Origin of the sequence: Microbacterium sp. TWP3-1-2b2 (assembly GCF_049896145.1) — a bacterium.
In the GTDB taxonomy this organism is placed as follows: Bacteria; Actinomycetota; Actinomycetes; order Actinomycetales; family Microbacteriaceae; genus Microbacterium.
Map to the genome: position 1 here is coordinate 2,705,671 of NZ_JAFCTS010000001.1, position 20,230 is coordinate 2,725,900.

The following is a 20,230-nucleotide window of genomic DNA, read 5'->3' on the forward strand; positions in this document are numbered from 1 at the left end:
GGGAACGTCATGACGTCGCTCGAGATCGAGCCGGCCGCCGCGCAGTCTTTGTTCGGCGATCGCATCGACATCGCGCGCAAGTTTACCACCGCCCTCGCAGAGCAGGGGGAAGAGCGCGGCCTGATCGGTCCACTCGAGCTCCCCCGCCTGTGGACGCGCCATATTCTCAACAGCGCGATCGCTGCACCGCTCTTCCATGGGACCGCTGCGGATATCGGATCCGGCGCTGGGCTTCCCGGCCTGGTGCTCGCCATCGCCCGGCCCGACGTGAGTTGGACTCTGGTCGAGCCCATGGAGCGCCGCGTCAATTGGCTCAACAAGCAGGTTGCGGATCTCGGTCTCGAGAATGTCGAGGTACTCCGCTCACGTGCTGAGGATGTACGCGCGGTGGGCACGTTCGACTTCGTCACCGCTCGCGCCGTCAGCGCCTTGCGCACGCTCATCCCTTTCACAGCGCCGCTGCTGCGAGACGGGGGAGAGCTCGCCCTGCTCAAGGGGATGAATGCGCCAGCCGAGATCGATGCGGCTGCCAAGCAGATCAAGAAGCATCGGCTGAGTGACGTGCGCGTCGAAGTTCTCGGCGAAGGCGTGCTCGATGAGACGACGCGGGTCGTGCGAGCTACTGTTCGCGGCTGACGCACTGTTCGACAGTTGCCACCAGGTTTAAGGGACAGCCCTCGCGCAGCGCCGGAGTCTGCCTCACCAGCGGGCACCCCGAAGCTTGTTCACTCAACGCCCCTCCGGCACTTGTGGTTAGGGGAGTGGAGTTCTTGCTTTATGAACAGAGGGTGGGGCGCACATGTTTCACGTGAAACATGTGCGCGAGGCCGACAGGTTCTCGCGGGTTGAACGTCAGTCCGGGAGGTAGCGCGGACTTCGGGATCCCGACTCTCTTGCAGAGCTGGGACCCGCCCGCTGCGTGGGCACCCCGATGCGCGTTCGCTGGGCATCCCTACCCTTTTTAATAGTTGGGTGATTCGTCGCACCGCCAGCGGGCGAGGATGGCTGGGATGACGTTTCACGTGAAACATCACGCCGCATGCCATCGCTAGATCTGGGGCCGGAGCTATCGACGAGCGAGCTGGGACTTATGTCGGGGCTGCTGCCAGTGCGTTGCGTAATCAACCCCGAACTGACGTCATGACGCTTACTACTCCGTGGTTGCGCCCGCGATCTCGACAGAGGCGGTGTACAGCCCGGGGACGGAGGAGTGTTTCACGTGAAACATGAGCGTGACCCAAGACCCGGTATTCGGAAGGGGAGGGGCAGGGGCGGGTCGGAAATGGCGCTGAGTGTATGAATTGATCCGAGTCGTGACGCATGTCGTGCCGGATGAGCGAGACGAACCCATGATTGGGACGACGTGCGCGACTGCTTCTTAGGCTGTGGCGAGGGCATGTTTCACGTGAAACATTGTTGGTTTCTGCATCTGCTCTATAAGCGGTCGAGGGTGTTCAGGGAACTGTGGCCGAAGCGAACCTGAGATCGCGGCCTCAGCAGCGCCGTTCGGCATTCTGGGCAGAGGAAGCGTTGCTGATTCCTCCCGAAGTCGGGGATCTCAAGTGTGCGCCGCGCGTGAACGGTAGAAGAAGTCGTTCGGGTGACACGGCTCGGACGGGTGGGATTGCTTGAAGGAAGTCGCCCACCTCAGGCTGTCAGGGGAGGCACGTCACCCTCCGGCCCACGAGTGCAGGTCCCGGCGCAATCACTTCGCGGGTCGCTTGCCGTATCGCAGAGTCGAGCGTGCATCGCTTTGGGTGTGTCGAGCAATGTGCCCCGCGCGCGATCCTTCGCTGCCAGCCGCGCGCGCGGTGGAGGCATTCCTTCTGCGGGTTGCCACAACATCGGGGATGCGGAGCCCATGTTTCACGTGAAACATGGGCGGGGGAGGGTGTGGCCACAGCCGGTCGTCGGGCGTTAGGGATGGAGCTCCGAGTAAGACGCGAGTGTGAGAACCTGCTTCCGAGCGACCCGGGGTCTCAGGAGAGGTCTCGCTTGCCGGGGGACTACCGCCTTGCGAGTGGGCCGGCAGCATGTATCCCGGCGAGCGAGACGTCATGGGCGCGCTCCGGTTCGCAACGTCGGCCGCAGCGATTAGAGTGGAACACGGTCCCGAAAGGAGCGGATGTTTCACGTGAAACAGTCTGAAAAGGCAGCACCGAACAGTACTTTCGGGGTAGACACTCCACTGGCACGCGAAATCGCTGATCTGAGCGCGCGCAGACGTGCACTGGAGGCGACGACGGTTCAGTTCGACGGGCAGACGCGCGTCCTCACCGTGTCGAACCAGAAGGGCGGCGTCGGTAAGACGACCACCGCGGTGAACATCGCGTCCGCACTCGCCAGTTTCGGCGCGAAAGTGCTGGTCATCGATCTGGATCCGCAGGGAAACGCGTCGACCGCGCTCGGCGTCCCGCACAATGCGGAGACCCCGAGCGTCTACGACGTTCTGATCGATGATGTCCCGCTCGCCGACATCGTGCAGCAGAGTCCCGAATCGCCGAATCTCTTCTGTGCGCCGAGTACGATCCATCTGGCCGGCGCCGAGATCGAGCTCGTCTCCCAGGTGGCGCGCGAGCACCGGCTACGAAACGCACTCAGCCAGTACCTGAGCGACAACACCGTCGACTTCGTGATCATCGACTGCCCGCCCTCCTTGGGACTTCTGACGATCAATGCCTTCACCGCAGCATCCGAGGTCTTCATCCCGATCCAGTGCGAGTACTACGCACTCGAGGGGCTGAGCCAGCTGCTCGGCAGCATCCAGATGATTCAGAAGCACCTCAACCCCGAGCTTCATCTCTCGACAATCCTGCTCACGATGTATGACGGACGCACGCGTCTCGCTCAGCAGGTCGCGGATGAGGTACGCAATCACTTCCCCGAACAGGTACTGGACACGGTCATCCCGCGGTCGGTTCGAGTGTCGGAGGCGCCGAGTTTCGGCCAGACGGTGATCGCCTACGACGGATCCTCCGCCGGCGCGATCGCGTACCGCGAGGCCGCTGTCGAAATCGCGTCGCAAAAGACGCAGAGCAAGGAGAACTGATGGCCAAGCGCACCGGATTGGGCCGAGGAATCGGCGCACTCATCCCCACCGCGGATCAGGCGGAACGCCCGGTCGACGTGTTCTTCCCTGGTGCATCGCTGCGTCCGGCAGCCGATATGACGATCACCGTCCCGGATGACGCACCCGCGGATGCCCCCGAACTCGCCGAGGTCCCCGGCATCCATCTGATCCAGATCGATCCGAACCTGATCGTTCCGAACCCGCGTCAGCCTCGCACGCACTTCGACGAGGATGACCTCGCCGAGCTCGTCCACAGCGTCCGCGAGTTCGGCGTCCTGCAGCCGGTCATCGTGCGCAAGAACGCCGACGGCGAATACGAACTGATCATGGGGGAGCGCCGCACCCGAGCTGCACGTGAGGCGGGGCTCGACGCGATCCCGGTGATCGTCCGTGACACCGCCGACGAGAATCTCCTGCGCGACGCTCTGCTCGAGAACCTGCACCGTTCCGAGCTGAACCCGCTCGAAGAGGCCTCCGCTTACCAGCAGCTGCTGGAGGATTTCGGCATCACCCAGGAAGAGCTTGCGACGCGCATCGGACGCTCCCGCCCGCAGATCAGCAACACGATCCGGCTGCTCCGGCTCCCCGTGCCCGTGCAGCAGCGAGTCGCGGCCGGTGTTCTCTCCGCCGGCCACGCTCGCGCCCTGCTCTCCCTCGACAGCCCCGAAGCGATGCAGAAGCTCGCAGACAAGGTCATCAACGAGGACCTGTCCGTGCGTGCGACGGAAGAGGCGGCGAAGTCGAGCCCGTCGGCCGGGAACAAGACCCAGAAGCCGCAGCCGGGCGCGCGACGTGCGTACCTGGACGAGGTCTCCGGAAAGCTCGGCGACCGTCTGAACACGCGGGTGAAGATCACACTCGGTGCAAGAAAAGGCCAGGTAGCGATCGAATTCGCATCGATCCAGGACCTCAACCGTATCCTCTCCGAACTGGGTGAAGAAGGATACGGATCCTGAAGAGATGATCGAGCCCTCGCAACCGAGCGGCTCGTACTCCTAGAGTGAGCACAGACGGGGGAGAGCACATGTCAGAGAAGAAGCGTACGGCCGGACGGCTCAGCGCCAGGGTCGTAGGGATCAGCATCGCCGCCGCACTCGGCGGATTCCTGTTCGGTTTCGACACCGCGGTGATCAACGGAGCAGTGGATGCTCTGGCCGGAGCATTCGATCTCGGGCCGGGTCTCCAGGGCTTCGCCGTGTCGTCAGCCCTGCTGGGCTGCGCGGTCGGTGCCTGGTTCGCAGGGAGCTTGGCGAACAAGCTCGGCCGTATTCCTGTGATGGTGATCGCGGCCGTGCTGTTCCTGGCCTCATCGATCGGGTCAGGCCTCGCCTTCGGGGTCATCGACCTCATCATCTGGCGCGTCATCGGTGGCATCGGCGTCGGGGCGGCATCCGTGATCGCCCCGGCATACATCGCCGAGGTGTCACCGGCGAAGGTACGTGGCCGGCTCGGATCACTGCAGCAGCTCGCGATCGTGACCGGTATCTTCACCGCGCTGCTCTCCAACGCTCTGCTGGCGAACATCGCCGGATCCGCCGCCAACGTGCTGTGGTTCGGGATCGAGGCGTGGCGGTGGATGTTCATGGTCGAAGCGATTCCGGCCATCGTCTACGGCCTGATGGCGTTGCGCTTGCCGGAATCTCCACGCTTCCTGGTGGCACGCGGACAGGTCGACAAGGCATCCCAGGTGCTGTTCGACTTCTCCGGCGAGACCGACGTGAACGTCAAGATCGAAGAGATCCGCTCGACGCTCAACGCCGAGAAGCGCGAATCCTTGAGCGACCTTCGCGGCGACCGCTTCGGGTTGAAACCGATCGTGTGGGTCGGCATCCTGCTGAGTGTCTTCCAGCAGTTCGTCGGTATCAACGTCATCTTCTACTACTCGACGACGCTGTGGCTCTCGGTCGGTTTCGACGAGTCCCAGGCGCTGATGACGTCGGTGTTCACCTCGGTCACGAACATCGTCGTCACGATCGTGGCGATCCTGCTCGTGGACAAGGTCGGGCGTCGACCGATGCTGCTCACAGGATCGATCGGCATGGCCGTGACCCTCGGCATGATGGCCGTGGCGTTCTCGTTCGGTACTCTGCAAGACGGAAACGTCGTGCTCCCGCAGCCATGGTCGCTGATCGCCCTGATCTGCGCCAACGGATTCGTGGTGTTCTTCGGAGCGACCTGGGGTCCGTTGGTCTGGGTGCTGCTGGGGGAGATGTTCCCGAACAGCATCCGTGCCGGTGCTCTCGCTGTCGCCGCGGCGGCGCAGTGGATCGCGAACTTCTTCATCTCGACGACGTTCCCTGCATTCGCCAACATAGGACTCACGTTCGCGTACGGCTTCTACGCGTTCTTCGCGATCGTGTCGTTCTTCTTCGTGTTCTATCAGGTGCCGGAAACGAAGGGCAGAGAGCTCGAGACGATGACGGATGTCGTGAACCTGCCGCGCCGGGGCGGTCATAAGCGCGCGTAGGCTTGAGCTATGTCAGAAGCCGTTCCGCGCCGTGCCAGCCTCGAAGTGCTGCGGGCAGAAGCCTCGGACGAGCTGGCGGTACTCATCCAGGAACGTCTTCTGAGCGGCGAAGATCCGTGGGACTTCATGGAAGATCTTCCGAGCGTGGACGAACTCGTGGTCTACCTGCTGCGCGCCGACAACATCGCAGCTAATGACGGCGTACGGCCCAATGCGACACGCAACTACCGTGTCATGCGCCAGATCGCGCTGGAGTACCCGGAGTTGACGCCGGCAGTGTGGCGCCTGCTCGGCGTGGAGACACGTCACCGCAAGTGGGACACGACCGTCGCTGACATCTCCTAGCGCGCATGCTCGCCGCGTATGACCGGCGTTGGCCGCAGCAGTTCGCGTTGATCGCTGCTGAGCTGCGAGACCTCGGCGACGCGGCTTGGGTGATCGAGCACATCGGTTCCACAGCGGTGCCAGGCATGCGTGCCAAGCCGATCATCGATGTCGCGGTCCGAGTCGCTGACGAGTCCGAGTTCGAGCGGTATCGTCCGCAGCTGGAACGCGGAGGATGGCGGGTCGGAAGCCGTGTGCGTACACACCCGGTCATGGTGTTCGAACAGGAGGGGGTTCGCACTCGCATCGCGCACTTCTTCACCGCCGAAGGGTGGGATGCTGTAAATCAGCGGATCCTCCGGGACTGGCTGATCTCTCATCCCGCGGATGCGCGACGTTACGAGCAGGCGAAGATCGCCGCAGAGGTCGCCGCCCAGGACAATCGTGGGGCGTACAACGCAGGCAAGACGGCCATCGTCCAGGAGATCGTGGATCGTGCGCGTCTGGATCGTGGGATGCCGTCGGTGGCGGTCTACGACAAGTAGGTCGATGCACGCGAATGGCCCGCCCCTCCGGACGGAGGAACGGGCCACAAGAAAAGCGTGATCAGCCGATGAACGCAGCGAGATCCTTCTCGAGTGCCGGCTTCGGCTTGGCGCCGATGATGGTCGTCTTGACCTCGCCGCCCTGGAAGACCTTCATCGCCGGGATCGACGTGATCTGGTACTTCATCGCCAGTTCGGGGTTCTCATCGACGTTGAGCTTGACGATCGTGATCTTGTCGGGGTTCTCCGACTGGATCTGGTCGAGCACGGGAGCGACCATGCGACACGGTCCACACCATTCAGCCCAGAAGTCCACCAGAACGGGGCCTTCGGCCTGCAGTACATCCTGATCCCACGTCGCCTGGCTCGTTACCTTGGCAGTCATCAGATTTCTCCTTGGATTGAGGTTCACCCGCTACAACAGCGGTTGAACGGAATGTGTTCCCGTCAGGCGATGATCGCTGCCGCCTCCGCCGCGGGGAACTCCACGGAGGCGTCGTCAAAATCCGCGAGGTAGTGCTCCGCGTCGAGAGCGGCGATCGTTCCTGTGCCCGCGGCTGTGATGGCCTGACGGTACGTCGGGTCGATGACGTCGCCCGCGGCGAAGACACCGGGAACCGTGGTGCGCGATGAGCGCCCATCGACCCAGATCGTGCCCTCGGGGGTGAGTTCGAGCTTGTTGTGCACCAGGTGGGTGCGCGGGTCGTTGCCGATCGCGACGAACAGCCCGTCGAGTGCGAGCTCGCTGGTCGTTCCGTCGACCGTGTTGCGCAGCTTCACACCGTTGACACTGTCACCACCGGTGATCTCCTCGACCTCGGTGTTCCAGATGAACTCGATCTTCTCGTTAGCGAAGGCGCGCTCCTGCATGATCTTCGACGCACGCAGCGTGTCCTTGCGGTGGATGACGTAGACCTTGTCCGCGAAGCGGGTGAGGAAGGTCGCCTCCTCCATCGCCGAGTCGCCGCCTCCGACGACCGCGATGTTCTTCTCGCGGAAGAAGAATCCGTCGCACGTGGCGCACCAGGAGACGCCATAGCCGGAGAGGCGCTCTTCACCCTCGATGCCGAGCTTGCGATATGCGGAACCGGTCGCGTAGATGATCGTCGCGGCCTCGTGCGTGGTACCGCTGCCGAGAGTGAGCTTCTTGACCGGGCCATCGAGCTCGAGCGAGGTGACGTCGTCGTAGACGACCTCGGTGCCGAACTTCTCTGCCTGTTCCTGGAACTTGGCCATGAGCTCGGGACCCTGGATGCCCTCAGGGAAACCGGGGTAGTTCTCGACCTCGGTGGTGTTCATCAGCTCGCCGCCGACCTCGACGGAACTCGCGATGAGAAGTGGCTTCAGATTGGCGCGCGCCGCATAGATGGCAGCGGTGAATCCGGCAGGACCCGAACCGATGATGATGACCTGACGCATGAGCTCCCCGTCTTAGAAATGCCGGCTGTGAATGATCGTGAAGATGCTGGCTTCGCATGCTTCAACCAATGGTAACTGCGAGTCATTCCCTGAACGGCGCACGCCTCTCGGCCGCGGGATCACTCTGCTCAGCAGCCCTGCCGAAAGATCAGGCAGACGGCGTCGCATCCGCGCGATTCCGGCGTCGCCGCACCACGGTGCGCACGATGCCCAGAACGAGCAGAAGGGCGATGATGCCGCCCAGGATGACGAGGCCGATGCTCTCCCATTCGGCGCGCACCGTGACCGTCGCGCTCTGGTCCTTGCCGATCTGCACCCCCGTCGGGGAGCTGAGTGAGAAGTCGACGGTGAGCGAACCGCTGCCGACACGCGCCTCCACCGGGACCTTGACGCGGGTGTTGCTGGCAGGAAGTGCGACGACAGGAGTCGTCGGCTGCACATCGAGCCGGGCGTCAGAAGGGTCAGCGGTCAGCTGCACATTCACCGGCCATGGCAGGTCGTTACGCACCCAGACAGGCATCGGTGCGGCCGACGTGAAGAGCTGAATCGGGCTCGGTTCCTGCACGCCGACGGCATCGAGCGTGACAGAGGTGGCTACGCGATGCGTGGCCACCTCGTCGGTGTATGCCGCGGCATCACGTTCACCGAGCAGTCGCAGCATCCGGAGCCGTTCGGGGGAGAGCAGCACGAGCGGATCATCAAGGATCGTCGCGAACTCGGTCAGACGCGCCTCGTCGGCGAGGAGCGTCTTCAGGAGCGCGGCGCGGTCGGATGCCGCGGCGGCTTCCGAATCCGACACGCGGAGGGTCGCCGACTGCGGCTTCGTCGCGCGCAGCGTGCTGAACTCGGTCGTGTCGGCGATCGACGACACCGACAGGATCGTCTCCCGCAGAGCGTCGGCCGTGCGCGCTTCATTCCGGTCGAGTCCCACCAGCAGTGAAGGGGCGGGGCCCGTGAGCGCGAGATGGGCGATTCCCTCGGCGATGTGCTGCTCGCGAGTCTCGTCGTCGGTCTGTGCGGCAGCACTCGAGAACGCGGCAGAAGCAGCCGCGTCCATCACGAGCCCACGATTGCCGTCGATGTCGACGACAGCGCCGGTGGATGCCGCGATCGACGTCGAAGGGATGATCGTCGTGGCGTCCGCCGACATCCACTCGTTGAAACGCGCCAGATCAGCGGTGTCGACCCCGGCGGTCGGCCACAGCACGTCGGGGGATGCCCGCTCGATCGACATCAGCTCGGCGTCGGTCGGCAGAACAGGATCTGTCGTCGTCGGAGTCGGCGTGGGTGACGCCGAAGAGGCGGGAGTCGGTGTCGGCGTCTCGTCGGCGACGAAGTTCGTCGGATCCAGATACGAGGCGAGCGGGAGAGGAGTCAGGAGCTCGGGAAGACCTGCGCGCGATTGCGTCGTCGCATCCGCGTCGCCCGCCTGCAGCGCGAATCGATCGTTGGGGAGCATCTCGAGTCGGTTCAGCCAATCACGCGCGCTGGTCGGCGCGGCGGTGCCGAGCGCACGGATGGCAGCGGGGATCAGAGGATCGACGGCGAGTGCCGCCGAGGTACCCGCGACCCCATCGAGCTGTGCGGTGAGAGCGCCGTCCGGCGCGGTCAGCGCGGTGAGCTCTTCCGCGGTGAGCAGACCGTCGTCAGCCGGGGTCGCAGTGACCGGTACGAGGACCGTCACCTGTGCAGCAGCAGTATCGCCCTGCACGATGAGAACGCTCTGGGCGGTGGGCGGCGTCGCATCGCGACCGGCATCCGCAGCGAGGCTGACGCGCATCGGGTAGACGCCGGCAGGCAAGGCGCCGAGCAGCCCGACCGGGGTCAGCACCGGTGTCGTCGAGGTGTCGGATGCGGGGACAGCGTCGGTCTCCTCGGAGCCGAGCGGGGTGAAGGGACCAGGCGTCTCTCCGGTGTCGAGCCATGCGGTGAGTGCGGCGCCGTCTGCGAGCGCGGTGCGGTTCAATTCGACGCTGATCTGATCGGCGGGGATCTCCTCGTCGGTGCCGTTGTCGATCGTGACCGTGGTCAGCAGAGGCGAACCGGGCTGTGACACGCCGTGCACGCCCGCCGTGAATGAGAGCTCGACCGTGCCGTCCTCAACCGCGTCTTCGGCCGCGGTTGCCGGCGTCACGGGTGACAGGAACGGTGCGGAGACGAGCGCAACAGCGAGCGCGAACACGACAGCACCGCGTGCACCGCGCTTCGCGCGCGTGCGACGGCCGAATCGGGGGATGATCAACGTCTCTGGTCTTCCTCGGGCACCGCGGCGGTCAGCCCGTGAGTTGTGACCCTGTGATTCTAGGCGGGTGGGGTAGGGGAAGGCTGAAGGCGCGTAGAGTGACGGCCGTGTCCGACGCGCTTCCACCCACACCAGATCCGTCACTCGCCGCCGCGCTGGCCGCGGATCTTGATGCTGCCGACTTCCGTTCTGAGCCACTGCGACGCCTATGGGGTGAAGAAGCAGATGACGCGCTGGGCCGCGGCGTTCGCGAGCCTCTCTTGCGTGCGATCGCACGGGATGTCGGCGCCCTCGCAACCCTCGGTCGCTTCTTCGCTCTCGGGATGCCGCAGCCGATCGCGCTGGTCGATCAGGCGCTGCCCCGCCTCGGTTTCGAGGGGCTGATCGGTCTCGGCCTCGCGCGCCTCTCGGACGACGAAGAGGACGTCACACCTTCGGCGCTCATCCGCCCGCAGTCGTTCGTCGATGCCGACGGCATCGGCGAATGGTGGATCGCCAGCGACCTCGACGAACTCGCACTCGGTAGCGCGCTGCCCGCCGACCACGTGCTCGGTGTCGGCGGAGCCTCGCGGACACTCGCGGAGCTGATCGTGCCGATGCCGGTGGCTCGCGCGCTGGACCTGGGCACCGGATGCGGCATCCAGGCCCTCCTCGTCGCTCGTCACGCCGGCGAGGTCATCGCGACGGACATCTCGGCACGTGCGCTGGCGTTCGCGGAGCTCAACGCGCGTCTGAACGGCGTGAGCAACGTGTCATTCCGTCAGGGCAGCATGTTCGAGCCGGTGGCGGATGAGGCGTTCGATCTGATCGTCTCCAACCCGCCGTTCGTCATCACTCCGCGCGTCGACGGCGTGACCGCGTACGAATACCGCGACGGCGGGCTGATCGGTGACGCACTGGTGGAGCAGTTCGTGCAGGATGTGTCCGCGCACCTCACCCCCGGTGGCATCGCACAGCTGCTCGGCAACTGGGAGTCGCGCCCCACCGCCACGGGTCTCGAACGCCTCGAGTCCTGGATCGACCCGTCGCTCGACGCCTGGGTGATCCAGCGCGAAGAGCTCACCCCCCTCGGCTACGCCGAGCTGTGGATCCGAGACGGCGGCACCACCCCGAGGGAAGACGCCTTCGGCAGGATGCTGGAGGCCTGGCTCGACGACTTCGCGGAGCGCGACGTCACGGCGATCGGCTTCGGATACGTGCTGCTGCGTCGCCCGGCCGATCCTGAGCCCGCCCGCCTGCGACGCGTCGAGACCGTATCGCAGCCGCTTTCCGCACCGGGGCGTGCGCTGCGCGACGGGCTCGACGCGCACGACTCATTGGCGGACGGCATCCCGCACACGCTCATCACCGCAGCGGATGTGACCGAGGCCCGGCACTTCATGCCAGGAGATGACGACCCGAGCGTGATCGAACTGCGTCAGGGCGGGGGCTTTGGTCGCACCGTTTCGGTGGATTCTGCGCTCGCCGGATTCGTCGGCGCGTGCGACGGCGAACTCAGTGTCACCCAAATCGTTGCGGCGCTCGCCGACCTCTTCGACGTGCCGCTCGTCGACCTCTGGAACGATCTCGAGCCTCGTATCCGTCGGCTCGTGTTGGACGGGTTCCTGGTCGCGGGCTGATCTGCAGCCTGGCTGAGGCATCCCAGATGTCACAGCAGCCGCCTGGGCGGTGTCTTCATGTCGACGGGATGCTCGGGGAACCGTTCCCGGACCGTCGAAGATCCAGGAGGACGTCATGACCACCCAGACCCGTATCCCGCCGACCGAACTCACCGGCATGTTCGGCTCGTTGGTGAAGCTCGCCGCGCGCCGCATGCTCGGCCGTGTGCCTGAATCGATGGGGGTGCTCGCACACCACCCGACACTGATGCGGGCGTCCATGGGCATCGGCCGCAAGATCGATGCGCTCGACACGCTCGATCAGAATCTCGCCAGTCTCGCGGTCATGGCCGTGGCAGCGAACATCGGCTGTAGCTGGTGCCTCGATTACAACTACTACAAGGCGCACAACGAGGGCCTCGATGAGGTGAAGGCCCGCGAAGTGCCGAACTGGCGCGCGGCATCCGTTTTCACATCCCTCGAACGTGACGTCATGGCGTACGCCGAGGCGATGAGCCAGACGCCTCCCGCCGTCACCGATGAGCAGTCGGCGGCGCTCCTCGAGCAGCTGGGTCCCGCAGCACTCATCGAGCTCACGGCGAAAGTGGCCTTCATGAACATGAGCTCCCGCATGAACATCGCCCTCGGGATCCACTCCGAAGGCTACGCGGACTCCTGTGATCTGCCGGCACTCGCGTCGAAGGTGCCGATCGCGAACGCTGCCCCGGATGCTTAGGCTTTCGTCATGAGCGGCGAGCCATTCCTTGTCCACCGCAACCTGCTTTTCACCGTTGCCTACGAGATGCTGGGATCGGCAGCAGATGCGGAGGACGTGCTGCAGGATTCTTGGCTGCGATGGCGCAACGTGAATCACGCAGACGTGCGTGATCAGCGCGCGTACCTCGTGCGGATCGTGACCAGGCAGGCGCTGAACCACCTGAGGGCACGGTCTCGTCTGCGCGAGAAGTATGTGGGCGAGTGGTTGCCCGAACCGTTGCTGACCGGTCCGGATGTCGCTGACGATGTCGAATTCGCCGAAAGCGTGTCGATCGCCATGTTGACGGTGCTGGAGACGCTCGGGCCGACCGAGCGGGCAGTGTTCGTGCTGCGCGAGGTGTTCGACGTTCCATACGACGAGATCGCCGAGGCGGTCGACAAGACTTCGGCGGCGGTACGGCAGATCGCGCACCGTGCAAAAGAGCACGTGGCAGCGAGACGTCCGCGGGTCGACGTTCGCCGGGCCGAACAGGAGGAGGTCGTCGCGCGGTTCGTCGTGGCGGTGAACTCGGGTGACATCCAGGGGCTGATGGACGTCCTTGCGCCCGACGTGGTGTCGGTTGCCGACGGTGGTGGATTCGTGCGCGGTGCCGCTCGACGGCCGATCGTGGGTGCAGAGAAGATCGCGCGGTACCTGCTTGGCGGCCTTGCCAAGCTCGGCGTCCCGTTCGAGGCGCGTCCTGCGTGGGTGAACGGCGCGCCGGCCATCCGTGGCGAGGTCGACGGCGCCTTGGCGGGTGCGATCTGCTTCGCGATCGCCGGAGGTCGCATCACGCGTATCTACTCGATCGCCAATCCCCACAAGCTCCAGCGGCTCGATGAGCTGTCCGAACTCGTGCGTTAGGGCGCGCGCGGGGGAATGGACGCAGCATCCATTCGGTTGCATGGAGCATGAAGGCTTTCGGATTCCTCTCGTTCGGGCACTACGCACCTGTGCCGGGATCGGGCACCCGCACGGCGGGCGACATGCTGCATCAGACGATCGACCTCGCGGTCGGCGCTGACCAGCTCGGCGTCAACGGTGCATACGTGCGCGTTCATCACTTCGCCCGGCAGGCGGCGTCTCCCATGCCGCTACTGGCAGCGATGGCCGCGAAGACCGAACGCATCGAGGTCGGCACGGGTGTCATCGACATGCGATACGAGAACCCGTTGCAGTTCGCCGAAGAGGCCGCGGCCCTCGATCTCATCGCCCGCGGCCGCATCGCCCTCGGAGTGAGCCGTGGTTCACCCGAGACCGCGCTGCGCGGCTACGAGGCGTTCGGCTACGTCGGGTCGGAAGACCCTCGCGGCGCCGATCTCGCCCGCGACAAGTTCGAGCTGTTCCTCGAGGCGATCGATGGTGCCGGCGTCGTGCAGGGCGACCCGCAGCAGGTCGGTGAGGGACGGTACTTGGCCATCGAGCCGCGCTCGGACAGCCTGCGCGATCACATCTGGTGGGGATCCGGCTCACGTGCGACCGCAGAGCAGACCGGCCGCATGGGGCTGAACATGATGAGTTCGACGCTTCTCACCGAGGCGACCGGCGCGCAGTTCCACGAGCTGCAGCGGGAGCAGATCGACCTGTATCGCGCGGCATACAAGGCGGCCGGACACACCGGAACGCCGCGCGTCTCGGTCAGTCGCAGCGTGTTCCCGCTCGTCAACGACATGGATCGGGCCTACTTCGGCCTCCGCAGTGCCGAGAACGGCGACCAGGTCGGCATCATCGACGGGTTCCGCTCGACGTTCGGCAAGACCTACGCCGCAGAGCCCGATGTGCTGATTGAGCAGCTCCGCGCAGATGAGGCCGTCATGGCGGCCGACACGCTCATGCTCACGATTCCCAACCAGCTCGGCGTGGACTACAACCTGCACGTGCTGGAATCGTTCGCGACGCATGTCGCACCGGCGCTGGGGTGGAAGCCGAACACAGAGGGCCCCGTTCAGGGCGACCCGACCTGAGGCACCTGACGCCGGGAACGAGCACCTATGGCGTCGGCTTCACAGGGAAAGCGACATCGAAGACCGCGTCGACGGCGAATCCGATCGTCGCGGCCTCATCCTCGAGACTCGTATCGCTGGGTGGCAGTGCGCGCGCGATCGAGAGTCCGTCGACGATGGTCAGCAGAAGGCCCGACCGCCTGGCATTGTCGCCTGGAGGCAGGACACCCTCCTCTTCGAGGATCGCGAGCCAGGCGCCGACCCGGCGCTCGGCCTGGGCCACGAGAACCTGGTAGCCGGCGCGGATCTTCGGGTCACCCTCGGCACCTGCGAACACACTGAGCAGGTTGGTCCACACCTCGCGAGCCTTGGCGGGCGTACCGACGGGATCCAGCAGTCGCCAGATGCATTCGCGCAGCCGCTCGCGCGGTGGGATCGAGGTGTCCCGGATCCGCTCGTCGGGCATGGCCGCGTCGTACGTGGCAGTGAGGGCCGCGTTGACCAGATCGCGTTGCGTGGGGAAGTGGTGGCGCAGTGTGCTCGCACCGCACTCCGCACGCGCCGCGACCGCACGCACACTCAACCGTGTAGCGCCTTCCTGCATCATCGCCGTCGCCGCAGCGATGATGCGATCCCGCGTACTCATCACGTTCCTCCTTCGTCGATACTAGGCCACTAGCACAGTGTACTAGTACAGTGTGCTAGTATCGAATCATGACCGACGACAGCATCCACCCCCAGCGCACACGCACGCTGATCACCGAGGATCTCCTCCTCGTGCTGTTCCAGCCTGACTCGGGCACGATCGCGGGCGAGAACACGCTCTTCTACGTACTCGCCGGCGGCGCGCTGACCGATCTCGCTCAGCGCGGTCACGCCACGATCGAGGATGCCGGAATCCGCGGCACTCGGATTCACGCGGCCGGCGATCCGCCCGAGGACGAACTGCTGCGCCCGATGTGGGACTACATCAGCCAGAGGCCCCGCGGGGTCCAGACCGTTCTCGCGGCCAGCGGCCCGACTCTGCGCGAGCCCGTCCTCGATCGCCTCGTCGAACGCGGTGACCTCCGCCGGCAGAAGAGGCGTGTGCTCGGGCTGTTTCCATCGACGGCTCTCGTCGATGGCGGTTCGGGCCGCCGCGCAGAGCTCGTGGCCGGGATGCGCGCCGCGCTCGTCGACGGCGAGGAGCCGAGCGAGCGCATCGCTGCTCTCACGGCGCTCGTCTCGGCGAGCGGATCGCTCCCTGTGCTGCATCGGGAGATCCCGTGGTCCTCCGCCACCGCCACCAGGGCGAAGAACCTGGAGCAGGGCGACTGGGCGGCAGAGGCCGCGGCCGCCGCCGTCACACGCACGATGATCGCCGTCATCGCGAACTCCCTCATCGCCGGTGCCGTAGTGGCGAACCGCTGACACCGCCTGACCCTCCCATCCTCAACGCACCCGTTTTCGCCGTATCCGGCGGTGCTCGGCGTGTCCGCAGACCCCAGAAGGAAAGAACATGAACTTCATCGAATTCCTGCAGAACCTCATGTCGCAGGTGCCGTTGCTCGTACAGCCGCTGATCGTCGCGGCCGCTGCAGCCATCCCGTTCCTCGAGTCCGAGCTCGCCTCGGTGCTCGGCGTCTGGGCGGGCCTGAACCCGTTCATCGCGGCAGGTGCCGCCATGGCCGGCAACTTCGCCTCCGTGTTCGTGGTCGTCGTGTTCGGCGCCCGCATCCGCGCGATGATCATCGCGAGACGCGCGCGGCGCTCCGAACTCGTCGTCGCCGGGGCCGCGGCGGGTGGCACGGAGGTGCTGGACGAGCCGCTCGCCGAACCCAAGCCCGAGTCAAAGGGCGTGCGGCGTTTCAAGAAGTTCCTCGTGCGCTTCGGTGTCCCAGGGGCGAGCATCCTGGGTCCGCTGGCCATCCCGACGCAGTTCACCTCCGCCCTGCTGGTCTCGACCGGCGTGTCCAAGAGTTGGGTGCTGCTCTGGCAGGGGGTTGCGATCTTCCTCTGGACGACGATGACCACGCTGATCGCCACCGGTGTGCTCACGCTCGTGACCGGCTGAGCGGACGCACCGATACGCTTCGGGCATGAGCTACTCGCTGAATGCCAGTTCGAACGACCCTCGCGTCGAAGAGCTCAAGCGGCAGCACCAGCGGCGTCAGACACGACTCCTCGTCACGATCGCCCTGATCGAAGGGATCGCGCTCGCCGCTGCCGCTGTCGCCGTGTACGTGCTGGGGCTCATCGACCAGGAACAGGGCATCTGGATCCTCATCGGGATCGCCGCCGTCGGCGCGTTCGTGATGTCGACGAGCCTGATGTCGTTGATCCGCCGTCACGCAAGGGAGATGCGCGACCTCACCGGTCGTTGAGCACCCGCTCCGCTGCGGCGCGCGGATCCGGCTGATCGGCCACGAGACGGACGATCGGGCCGAGCGCGGCACGGACGGTGATCATGCGCATCACCGCCTCGCGCAACCACACAACGACCCGACCTCGACGGAACATCAAACGCGCCAGTATCCGTGAGTTCGACTGCGCCGCCTCGACGCGCGGCTTCTCGGTGCGTTCCCACTCGGCCAGTACCTCTGCCGAGGTCGTGCGGTCGGCGCACGTCAGCAGCCGTCCGAGCATCCACGCCGACTCCATCGCCATCGCGGCTCCGACTCCGGCAGTGGGCAGAAATCCCGAGGCCGCATCGCCGAGCAGTACCGCCCCTGGCGCGACCCAGCGCTCCGCGCGCACGTCTGTCAGTGGCCAGAAGTAGGGATCCGCGTCGTCGGCGACGGCATCCAGAGCCGTCTGAAGGCGATCGCTCATCGACGGTGCGGCGGCGCGCACGCGGTCTGAGAACGCCGCAGGTCCGACGGCTGTCGCATCCGTCGGACCGCCCAGGAAGACTCCGAGCCGGTCCTTCACCGGATAGACGCCGAGGAAGAACCCGTCACCCCACACCTCTTCGCCCGCCGTCGGGTCGCCGAACGGATCGCACCAGCTGACCCAGCCGCCCCAACCGGTGTCGACCTCTTCGACCTTCCCGATCGGCAGCAGATCACGGGTGCGGGAACGGATGCCGTCGGCGGCGACGACCAGATCGAACGATGCCGTGACCTCGGAGTGCGCAAAGCGAACCACCGACTCGCCACCACCGAATGAGATCCGATCGATCGTCGTGTCGAAGCTCACATGGATACCGCCGGTGCTGAGCAGATCGAGGAGAGTGCCGCGCTCGATGCCCTGGTAGTGGCCGTGGTTCGACAGAAGTGCACCGAGGTCGTCCGTGCGCAGCCGCTTGCCCTGGTGCGAATGGAACGAATAGCGACTCAGAGGTGTGCTGTGTGCCAGGTACTCGTCGCGGATGCCGAGATCGTCGAAGACCGGGTCGACGATCGGCATCAGGGCGAGCATGTATCCGGGATGTGCCATGGTGCGCATCCGCTCGATCACCACGGGATGCAATCCGTGACGTCGCAGCAGTGCGGCGAGGGTGATGCCGGCGACCCCAGCGCCGATGATGAGGATGCGCAGGCGGTCTTCGCGTTGGGATTCGAGCAGCTCATCGAGATCGGTTGCGATGATCATCATTTCTCCTCTGTGGCGAGTGTGGACCGGGTGGTCCACACTCTACGCTCGTTGGACTGGGCGGTCCACTAAGATCGGGTTCATGATGGATGATGGCGACGAGGGGCGGGGCGCCCGCGCGCTGACCGCTGAGCGTCGAGCCGCGCTCGCCGCGGCGACGGTGACGGAGTTCTCACGGTCGGGTTACGAGGCCGCGTCACTCAACCGCATCATCCGTGACGCGGGTATGAGCAAGAGCTCGTTCTATCACTTCGTCGGTTCCAAGAACGAGCTGTTCGATGCGGTCGTGCGGATGCTGATCGCCGACGTGCGTGCGCAGTGGACACCCCCCGCACCCTCCGAGTTCGGGGCGCGGGCATTCTGGCGACGCGTCGATGCGCTGTTGGAGGAGTTCGCGACAGTGTCGGCGTCGTCGGCACTGCAGCATCTGGGCCGTATCTTCTACCTGCCGGGTGACGCTGCTTCCGCTGTCTCAGGCGGAGCCCGCCGCGAGCTGCTGGATTCCGTGCGCTCATGGGTGGAGGCCGTGCTGCGCGCAGGACGCGAGAGCGAGCAGGTTCGCGACGACCTTCCCCTCGATCTGCAGGTCGAAGTCACCTTCGCCGTTCTTCGAGCCATCGATGAGTGGGCCCTGGCAGCGCACGGCACCGATACGGGTGGGAGGGCGGCTGTTGCGGCATCCGCTCCCGCCCTGTTGCTGCACCGCCTCCTCGCGCCCTGATCGCGGCATCCGGACGCAGGTGCGTTTCGCAGCGACGGCGTGAGCGGACCAGCCCACCGGCACGACCGGCCACCCGAACGCGTGCCGGTATTCTGGAACCCATGCTCAACATGGCCGAGGGACTCGCTCGTCTGGGTGCTCTCGCCGAGGGGCCTGTCGTCGCAGAGGTCGCGCGCGCATTCGAGGCCGCGGGGTTCGAGCTCGCCGTCGTCGGCGGTCCGGTTCGCGATGCGCTGCTCGGGCGAGAGGTGAACGATCTCGACTTCACCACGAACGCGTCGCCCGACGAGATCCTCAAGATCGTGACGCCGATCTCGTCCACGCAGTGGGACATCGGCCGTGCCTTCGGCACCATCGGCGCCCGCGTGCGCGGCGAGCAGGTCGAGATCACCAGCTATCGCGCCGACAGCTACGACGGCGTCACGCGCAAACCCACCGTCGAGTTCGGCGACACGATCGACGGCGACCTCGTGCGCCGCGACTTCCGGGTCAACGCGATGGCGCTGCAGGTTCCCGCCGTCAAGCTCATCGACCCGACGGGCGGCGTGGAGGACCTCGTCGGCGGCGTCCTGCGCACCCCCGCCGACCCGAATGTGAGCTTCGGCGACGATCCGCTCCGGATGCTGCGTGCCGCCCGCTTCAGCGCGCAACTCGGCTTCGAGATCGAAGCGGGCACGCTCGAGGCCATCAGCCGACTGCGCGAGACGCTGAAGATCGTGAGTCCGGAGCGCATCCAGAGCGAGCTCGTTCGCCTCATGCAGACCGACGACCCCGCGCGCGGCATCCGGGTGCTGGTCGACACCGAGCTCATCGAGGAGTTCCTGCCCGAGGTCAGCGCGCTGCGCCTCGAGGTCGACGAGCACCACCACCACAAGGATGTCTACGAACACTCGCTGACCGTACTCACCCAGGCGATCGAGCTCGAGCACGCACGCCACCCGGATGCCGCCCCCGACGTGCCGCTGCGCATCGCGGCGCTGCTGCATGACATCGGCAAGCCCCGCACCCGCAAGCTCGAACCAGGTGGCGCGGTCACGTTCCACCACCACGACGTGGTCGGCTCGCGCATGGCGCGCAAACGCCTGCAGGCCCTCCGCTTCGACGGCGACACGACGGATGCCGTCTCCACGTTGATCGAACTGCACCTGCGCTTCTTCGGCTATGCGGAGGGCACGTGGACGGATGCTGCGGTGCGCCGCTATGTGCGTGACGCCGGCGACCTGCTGGAGCGGCTGCACATCCTCACCCGCGCAGACGTCACGACCCGCAATCGCCGCAAGGCCTCGCGTCTCGCCAGTGCATACGACGACCTGGAGAAGCGCATCGCCGACCTGCGCGAGCAGGAGCAGCTCGACGCGATCCGCCCCGAACTCGACGGCAATCAGATTCAGGAGATCCTGGAGATCGGGCCTGGGCGCGAGATCGGCGAGGCCTACAAGTTCCTGCTCGACCTCCGCCTCGATGAAGGCGTGCTCGGGCCGGAGGTCGCGGAGCAGCGACTACGCGAGTGGTGGGCCGCCAGGGGCTGACCCACGGCGAAACAGGACCTCCTGGCCGAAACAGGTCGGGAC

Annotated in this window: 20 protein-coding genes; 15 read left to right on the plus strand and 5 right to left on the minus strand. The window is 65.7% G+C overall.

Annotated features, from left to right (window positions below):
- The first annotated feature begins 9 nt into the window (after positions 1-9).
- The 6 genes from rsmG (at position 10) to ACP7AR_RS13365 (ending at position 6,406) form a co-directional block, all read left to right on the plus strand.
- Positions 10-636 carry a 16S rRNA (guanine(527)-N(7))-methyltransferase RsmG gene (rsmG, locus tag ACP7AR_RS13340; protein ID WP_426186589.1) on the plus strand — a complete coding sequence of 209 codons (627 nt, stop codon included), beginning with the start codon at positions 10-12 and terminating at the stop codon, positions 634-636.
- A gap of 1,489 nt (positions 637-2,125) precedes the next feature.
- Positions 2,126-3,049: a ParA family protein gene (locus tag ACP7AR_RS13345; RefSeq protein ID WP_426186592.1), complete on the plus strand. Its 924-nt coding sequence runs from the start codon at positions 2,126-2,128 to the stop codon at positions 3,047-3,049.
- Entirely contained in the window at positions 3,049-4,026 is a 978-nt protein-coding gene (locus ACP7AR_RS13350) for a ParB/RepB/Spo0J family partition protein (RefSeq protein WP_426186595.1), read from the plus strand. The genes ACP7AR_RS13345 and ACP7AR_RS13350 overlap by 1 nt, the downstream gene beginning before the upstream one ends.
- Before the next feature lie 68 nt (positions 4,027-4,094).
- On the plus strand, positions 4,095-5,537 hold the full coding sequence (locus tag ACP7AR_RS13355; protein WP_426186598.1) for a sugar porter family MFS transporter: 1,443 nt from the start codon (positions 4,095-4,097) through the stop codon (positions 5,535-5,537).
- Between the two features lie 9 nt (positions 5,538-5,546).
- Positions 5,547-5,882, plus strand: a complete 336-nt coding sequence (locus tag ACP7AR_RS13360) for a tryptophan synthase subunit alpha (RefSeq protein ID WP_426186601.1) — start codon at positions 5,547-5,549, stop codon at positions 5,880-5,882.
- A gap of 5 nt (positions 5,883-5,887) precedes the next feature.
- A complete protein-coding gene (locus tag ACP7AR_RS13365) occupies positions 5,888-6,406 on the plus strand; it encodes a GrpB family protein (protein ID WP_426186604.1) in 519 nt (172 codons plus the stop codon).
- 61 nt (positions 6,407-6,467) lie between these two features.
- Here the strand turns inward: ACP7AR_RS13365 and trxA are convergent, their stop codons facing one another.
- From trxA to ACP7AR_RS13380, 3 genes are all read right to left on the minus strand, one after another.
- The gene (gene trxA / locus ACP7AR_RS13370; protein ID WP_033105602.1) at positions 6,468-6,791 is read right to left on the minus strand and encodes a thioredoxin; all 324 of its coding nucleotides are present in this window, start codon (positions 6,789-6,791) and stop codon (positions 6,468-6,470) included.
- A 62-nt stretch (positions 6,792-6,853) separates the two neighbouring features.
- Positions 6,854-7,825 carry a thioredoxin-disulfide reductase gene (gene trxB / locus ACP7AR_RS13375; RefSeq protein WP_426186608.1) on the minus strand — a complete coding sequence of 324 codons (972 nt, stop codon included), beginning with the start codon at positions 7,823-7,825 and terminating at the stop codon, positions 6,854-6,856.
- Between the two features lie 148 nt (positions 7,826-7,973).
- Positions 7,974-10,067 carry a DUF6049 family protein gene (locus tag ACP7AR_RS13380; protein WP_426186611.1) on the minus strand — a complete coding sequence of 698 codons (2,094 nt, stop codon included), beginning with the start codon at positions 10,065-10,067 and terminating at the stop codon, positions 7,974-7,976.
- Between the two features lie 98 nt (positions 10,068-10,165).
- On the opposite strand from ACP7AR_RS13380, the gene ACP7AR_RS13385 reads away from it, so the two are divergent.
- The 4 genes from ACP7AR_RS13385 (at position 10,166) to ACP7AR_RS13400 (ending at position 14,386) form a co-directional block, all read left to right on the plus strand.
- Positions 10,166-11,686 (plus strand): class I SAM-dependent methyltransferase, encoded by a 1,521-nt coding sequence (locus tag ACP7AR_RS13385; protein ID WP_426186614.1) that lies wholly within the window; start codon positions 10,166-10,168, stop codon positions 11,684-11,686.
- Positions 11,687-11,801: 115 nt separating this feature from the next.
- On the plus strand, positions 11,802-12,401 hold the full coding sequence (locus ACP7AR_RS13390; protein ID WP_426186617.1) for a carboxymuconolactone decarboxylase family protein: 600 nt from the start codon (positions 11,802-11,804) through the stop codon (positions 12,399-12,401).
- A 9-nt stretch (positions 12,402-12,410) separates the two neighbouring features.
- Entirely contained in the window at positions 12,411-13,286 is an 876-nt protein-coding gene (locus tag ACP7AR_RS13395) for an RNA polymerase sigma-70 factor (RefSeq protein ID WP_426186620.1), read from the plus strand.
- Between the two features lie 47 nt (positions 13,287-13,333).
- Positions 13,334-14,386, plus strand: a complete 1,053-nt coding sequence (locus tag ACP7AR_RS13400; protein ID WP_426186623.1) for an LLM class flavin-dependent oxidoreductase — start codon at positions 13,334-13,336, stop codon at positions 14,384-14,386.
- Between the two features lie 25 nt (positions 14,387-14,411).
- Here the strand turns inward: ACP7AR_RS13400 and ACP7AR_RS13405 are convergent, their stop codons facing one another.
- Positions 14,412-15,011: a TetR/AcrR family transcriptional regulator gene (locus ACP7AR_RS13405; protein ID WP_426186626.1), complete on the minus strand. Its 600-nt coding sequence runs from the start codon at positions 15,009-15,011 to the stop codon at positions 14,412-14,414.
- 68 nt (positions 15,012-15,079) lie between these two features.
- Here ACP7AR_RS13405 and ACP7AR_RS13410 point away from each other — a divergent pair, with 68 nt between their 5' ends.
- The 3 genes from ACP7AR_RS13410 (at position 15,080) to ACP7AR_RS13420 (ending at position 16,728) form a co-directional block, all read left to right on the plus strand.
- A complete protein-coding gene (locus ACP7AR_RS13410) occupies positions 15,080-15,775 on the plus strand; it encodes a GOLPH3/VPS74 family protein (RefSeq protein WP_426186629.1) in 696 nt (231 codons plus the stop codon).
- A gap of 88 nt (positions 15,776-15,863) precedes the next feature.
- The gene (locus ACP7AR_RS13415; protein ID WP_426186632.1) at positions 15,864-16,418 is read left to right on the plus strand and encodes a small multidrug efflux protein; all 555 of its coding nucleotides are present in this window, start codon (positions 15,864-15,866) and stop codon (positions 16,416-16,418) included.
- Positions 16,419-16,443: 25 nt separating this feature from the next.
- Positions 16,444-16,728 (plus strand): hypothetical protein, encoded by a 285-nt coding sequence (locus ACP7AR_RS13420; RefSeq protein WP_426186635.1) that lies wholly within the window; start codon positions 16,444-16,446, stop codon positions 16,726-16,728.
- On the opposite strand, the gene ACP7AR_RS13425 is transcribed toward ACP7AR_RS13420, so the two are convergent.
- Positions 16,715-17,938, minus strand: coding sequence for an FAD-dependent oxidoreductase (locus ACP7AR_RS13425; RefSeq protein WP_426186637.1), 1,224 nt, complete (start codon positions 17,936-17,938; stop codon positions 16,715-16,717). The genes ACP7AR_RS13420 and ACP7AR_RS13425 overlap by 14 nt on opposite strands.
- Before the next feature lie 82 nt (positions 17,939-18,020).
- On the opposite strand from ACP7AR_RS13425, the gene ACP7AR_RS13430 reads away from it, so the two are divergent.
- Positions 18,021-18,659: a TetR/AcrR family transcriptional regulator gene (locus ACP7AR_RS13430; protein ID WP_426186640.1), complete on the plus strand. Its 639-nt coding sequence runs from the start codon at positions 18,021-18,023 to the stop codon at positions 18,657-18,659.
- 101 nt (positions 18,660-18,760) lie between these two features.
- The gene (locus ACP7AR_RS13435; protein ID WP_426186643.1) at positions 18,761-20,188 is read left to right on the plus strand and encodes a CCA tRNA nucleotidyltransferase; all 1,428 of its coding nucleotides are present in this window, start codon (positions 18,761-18,763) and stop codon (positions 20,186-20,188) included.
- The last annotated feature ends 42 nt before the right edge of the window (positions 20,189-20,230 follow it).

Bases quoted from the DNA above. Each gene is read 5' to 3' on its own strand.
- rsmG (WP_426186589.1), top strand. From the start codon at position 10: ATGACGTCGCTCGAGATCGAGCCGGCCGCCGCGCAGTCTTTGTTCGGC.
- ACP7AR_RS13345 (WP_426186592.1), top strand. From the start codon at position 2,126: ATGTTTCACGTGAAACAGTCTGAAAAGGCAGCACCGAACAGTACTTTC.
- ACP7AR_RS13350 (WP_426186595.1), top strand. From the start codon at position 3,049: ATGGCCAAGCGCACCGGATTGGGCCGAGGAATCGGCGCACTCATCCCC.
- ACP7AR_RS13355 (WP_426186598.1), top strand. From the start codon at position 4,095: ATGTCAGAGAAGAAGCGTACGGCCGGACGGCTCAGCGCCAGGGTCGTA.
- ACP7AR_RS13360 (WP_426186601.1), top strand. From the start codon at position 5,547: ATGTCAGAAGCCGTTCCGCGCCGTGCCAGCCTCGAAGTGCTGCGGGCA.
- ACP7AR_RS13365 (WP_426186604.1), top strand. From the start codon at position 5,888: ATGCTCGCCGCGTATGACCGGCGTTGGCCGCAGCAGTTCGCGTTGATC.
- trxA (WP_033105602.1), bottom strand. From the start codon at position 6,791: ATGACTGCCAAGGTAACGAGCCAGGCGACGTGGGATCAGGATGTACTG.
- trxB (WP_426186608.1), bottom strand. From the start codon at position 7,825: ATGCGTCAGGTCATCATCATCGGTTCGGGTCCTGCCGGATTCACCGCT.
- ACP7AR_RS13390 (WP_426186617.1), top strand. From the start codon at position 11,802: ATGACCACCCAGACCCGTATCCCGCCGACCGAACTCACCGGCATGTTC.
- ACP7AR_RS13395 (WP_426186620.1), top strand. From the start codon at position 12,411: ATGAGCGGCGAGCCATTCCTTGTCCACCGCAACCTGCTTTTCACCGTT.
- ACP7AR_RS13400 (WP_426186623.1), top strand. From the start codon at position 13,334: ATGAAGGCTTTCGGATTCCTCTCGTTCGGGCACTACGCACCTGTGCCG.
- ACP7AR_RS13405 (WP_426186626.1), bottom strand. From the start codon at position 15,011: ATGAGTACGCGGGATCGCATCATCGCTGCGGCGACGGCGATGATGCAG.
- ACP7AR_RS13410 (WP_426186629.1), top strand. From the start codon at position 15,080: ATGACCGACGACAGCATCCACCCCCAGCGCACACGCACGCTGATCACC.
- ACP7AR_RS13415 (WP_426186632.1), top strand. From the start codon at position 15,864: ATGAACTTCATCGAATTCCTGCAGAACCTCATGTCGCAGGTGCCGTTG.
- ACP7AR_RS13420 (WP_426186635.1), top strand. From the start codon at position 16,444: ATGAGCTACTCGCTGAATGCCAGTTCGAACGACCCTCGCGTCGAAGAG.
- ACP7AR_RS13425 (WP_426186637.1), bottom strand. From the start codon at position 17,938: ATGATCATCGCAACCGATCTCGATGAGCTGCTCGAATCCCAACGCGAA.
- ACP7AR_RS13430 (WP_426186640.1), top strand. From the start codon at position 18,021: ATGATGGATGATGGCGACGAGGGGCGGGGCGCCCGCGCGCTGACCGCT.
- ACP7AR_RS13435 (WP_426186643.1), top strand. From the start codon at position 18,761: ATGCTCAACATGGCCGAGGGACTCGCTCGTCTGGGTGCTCTCGCCGAG.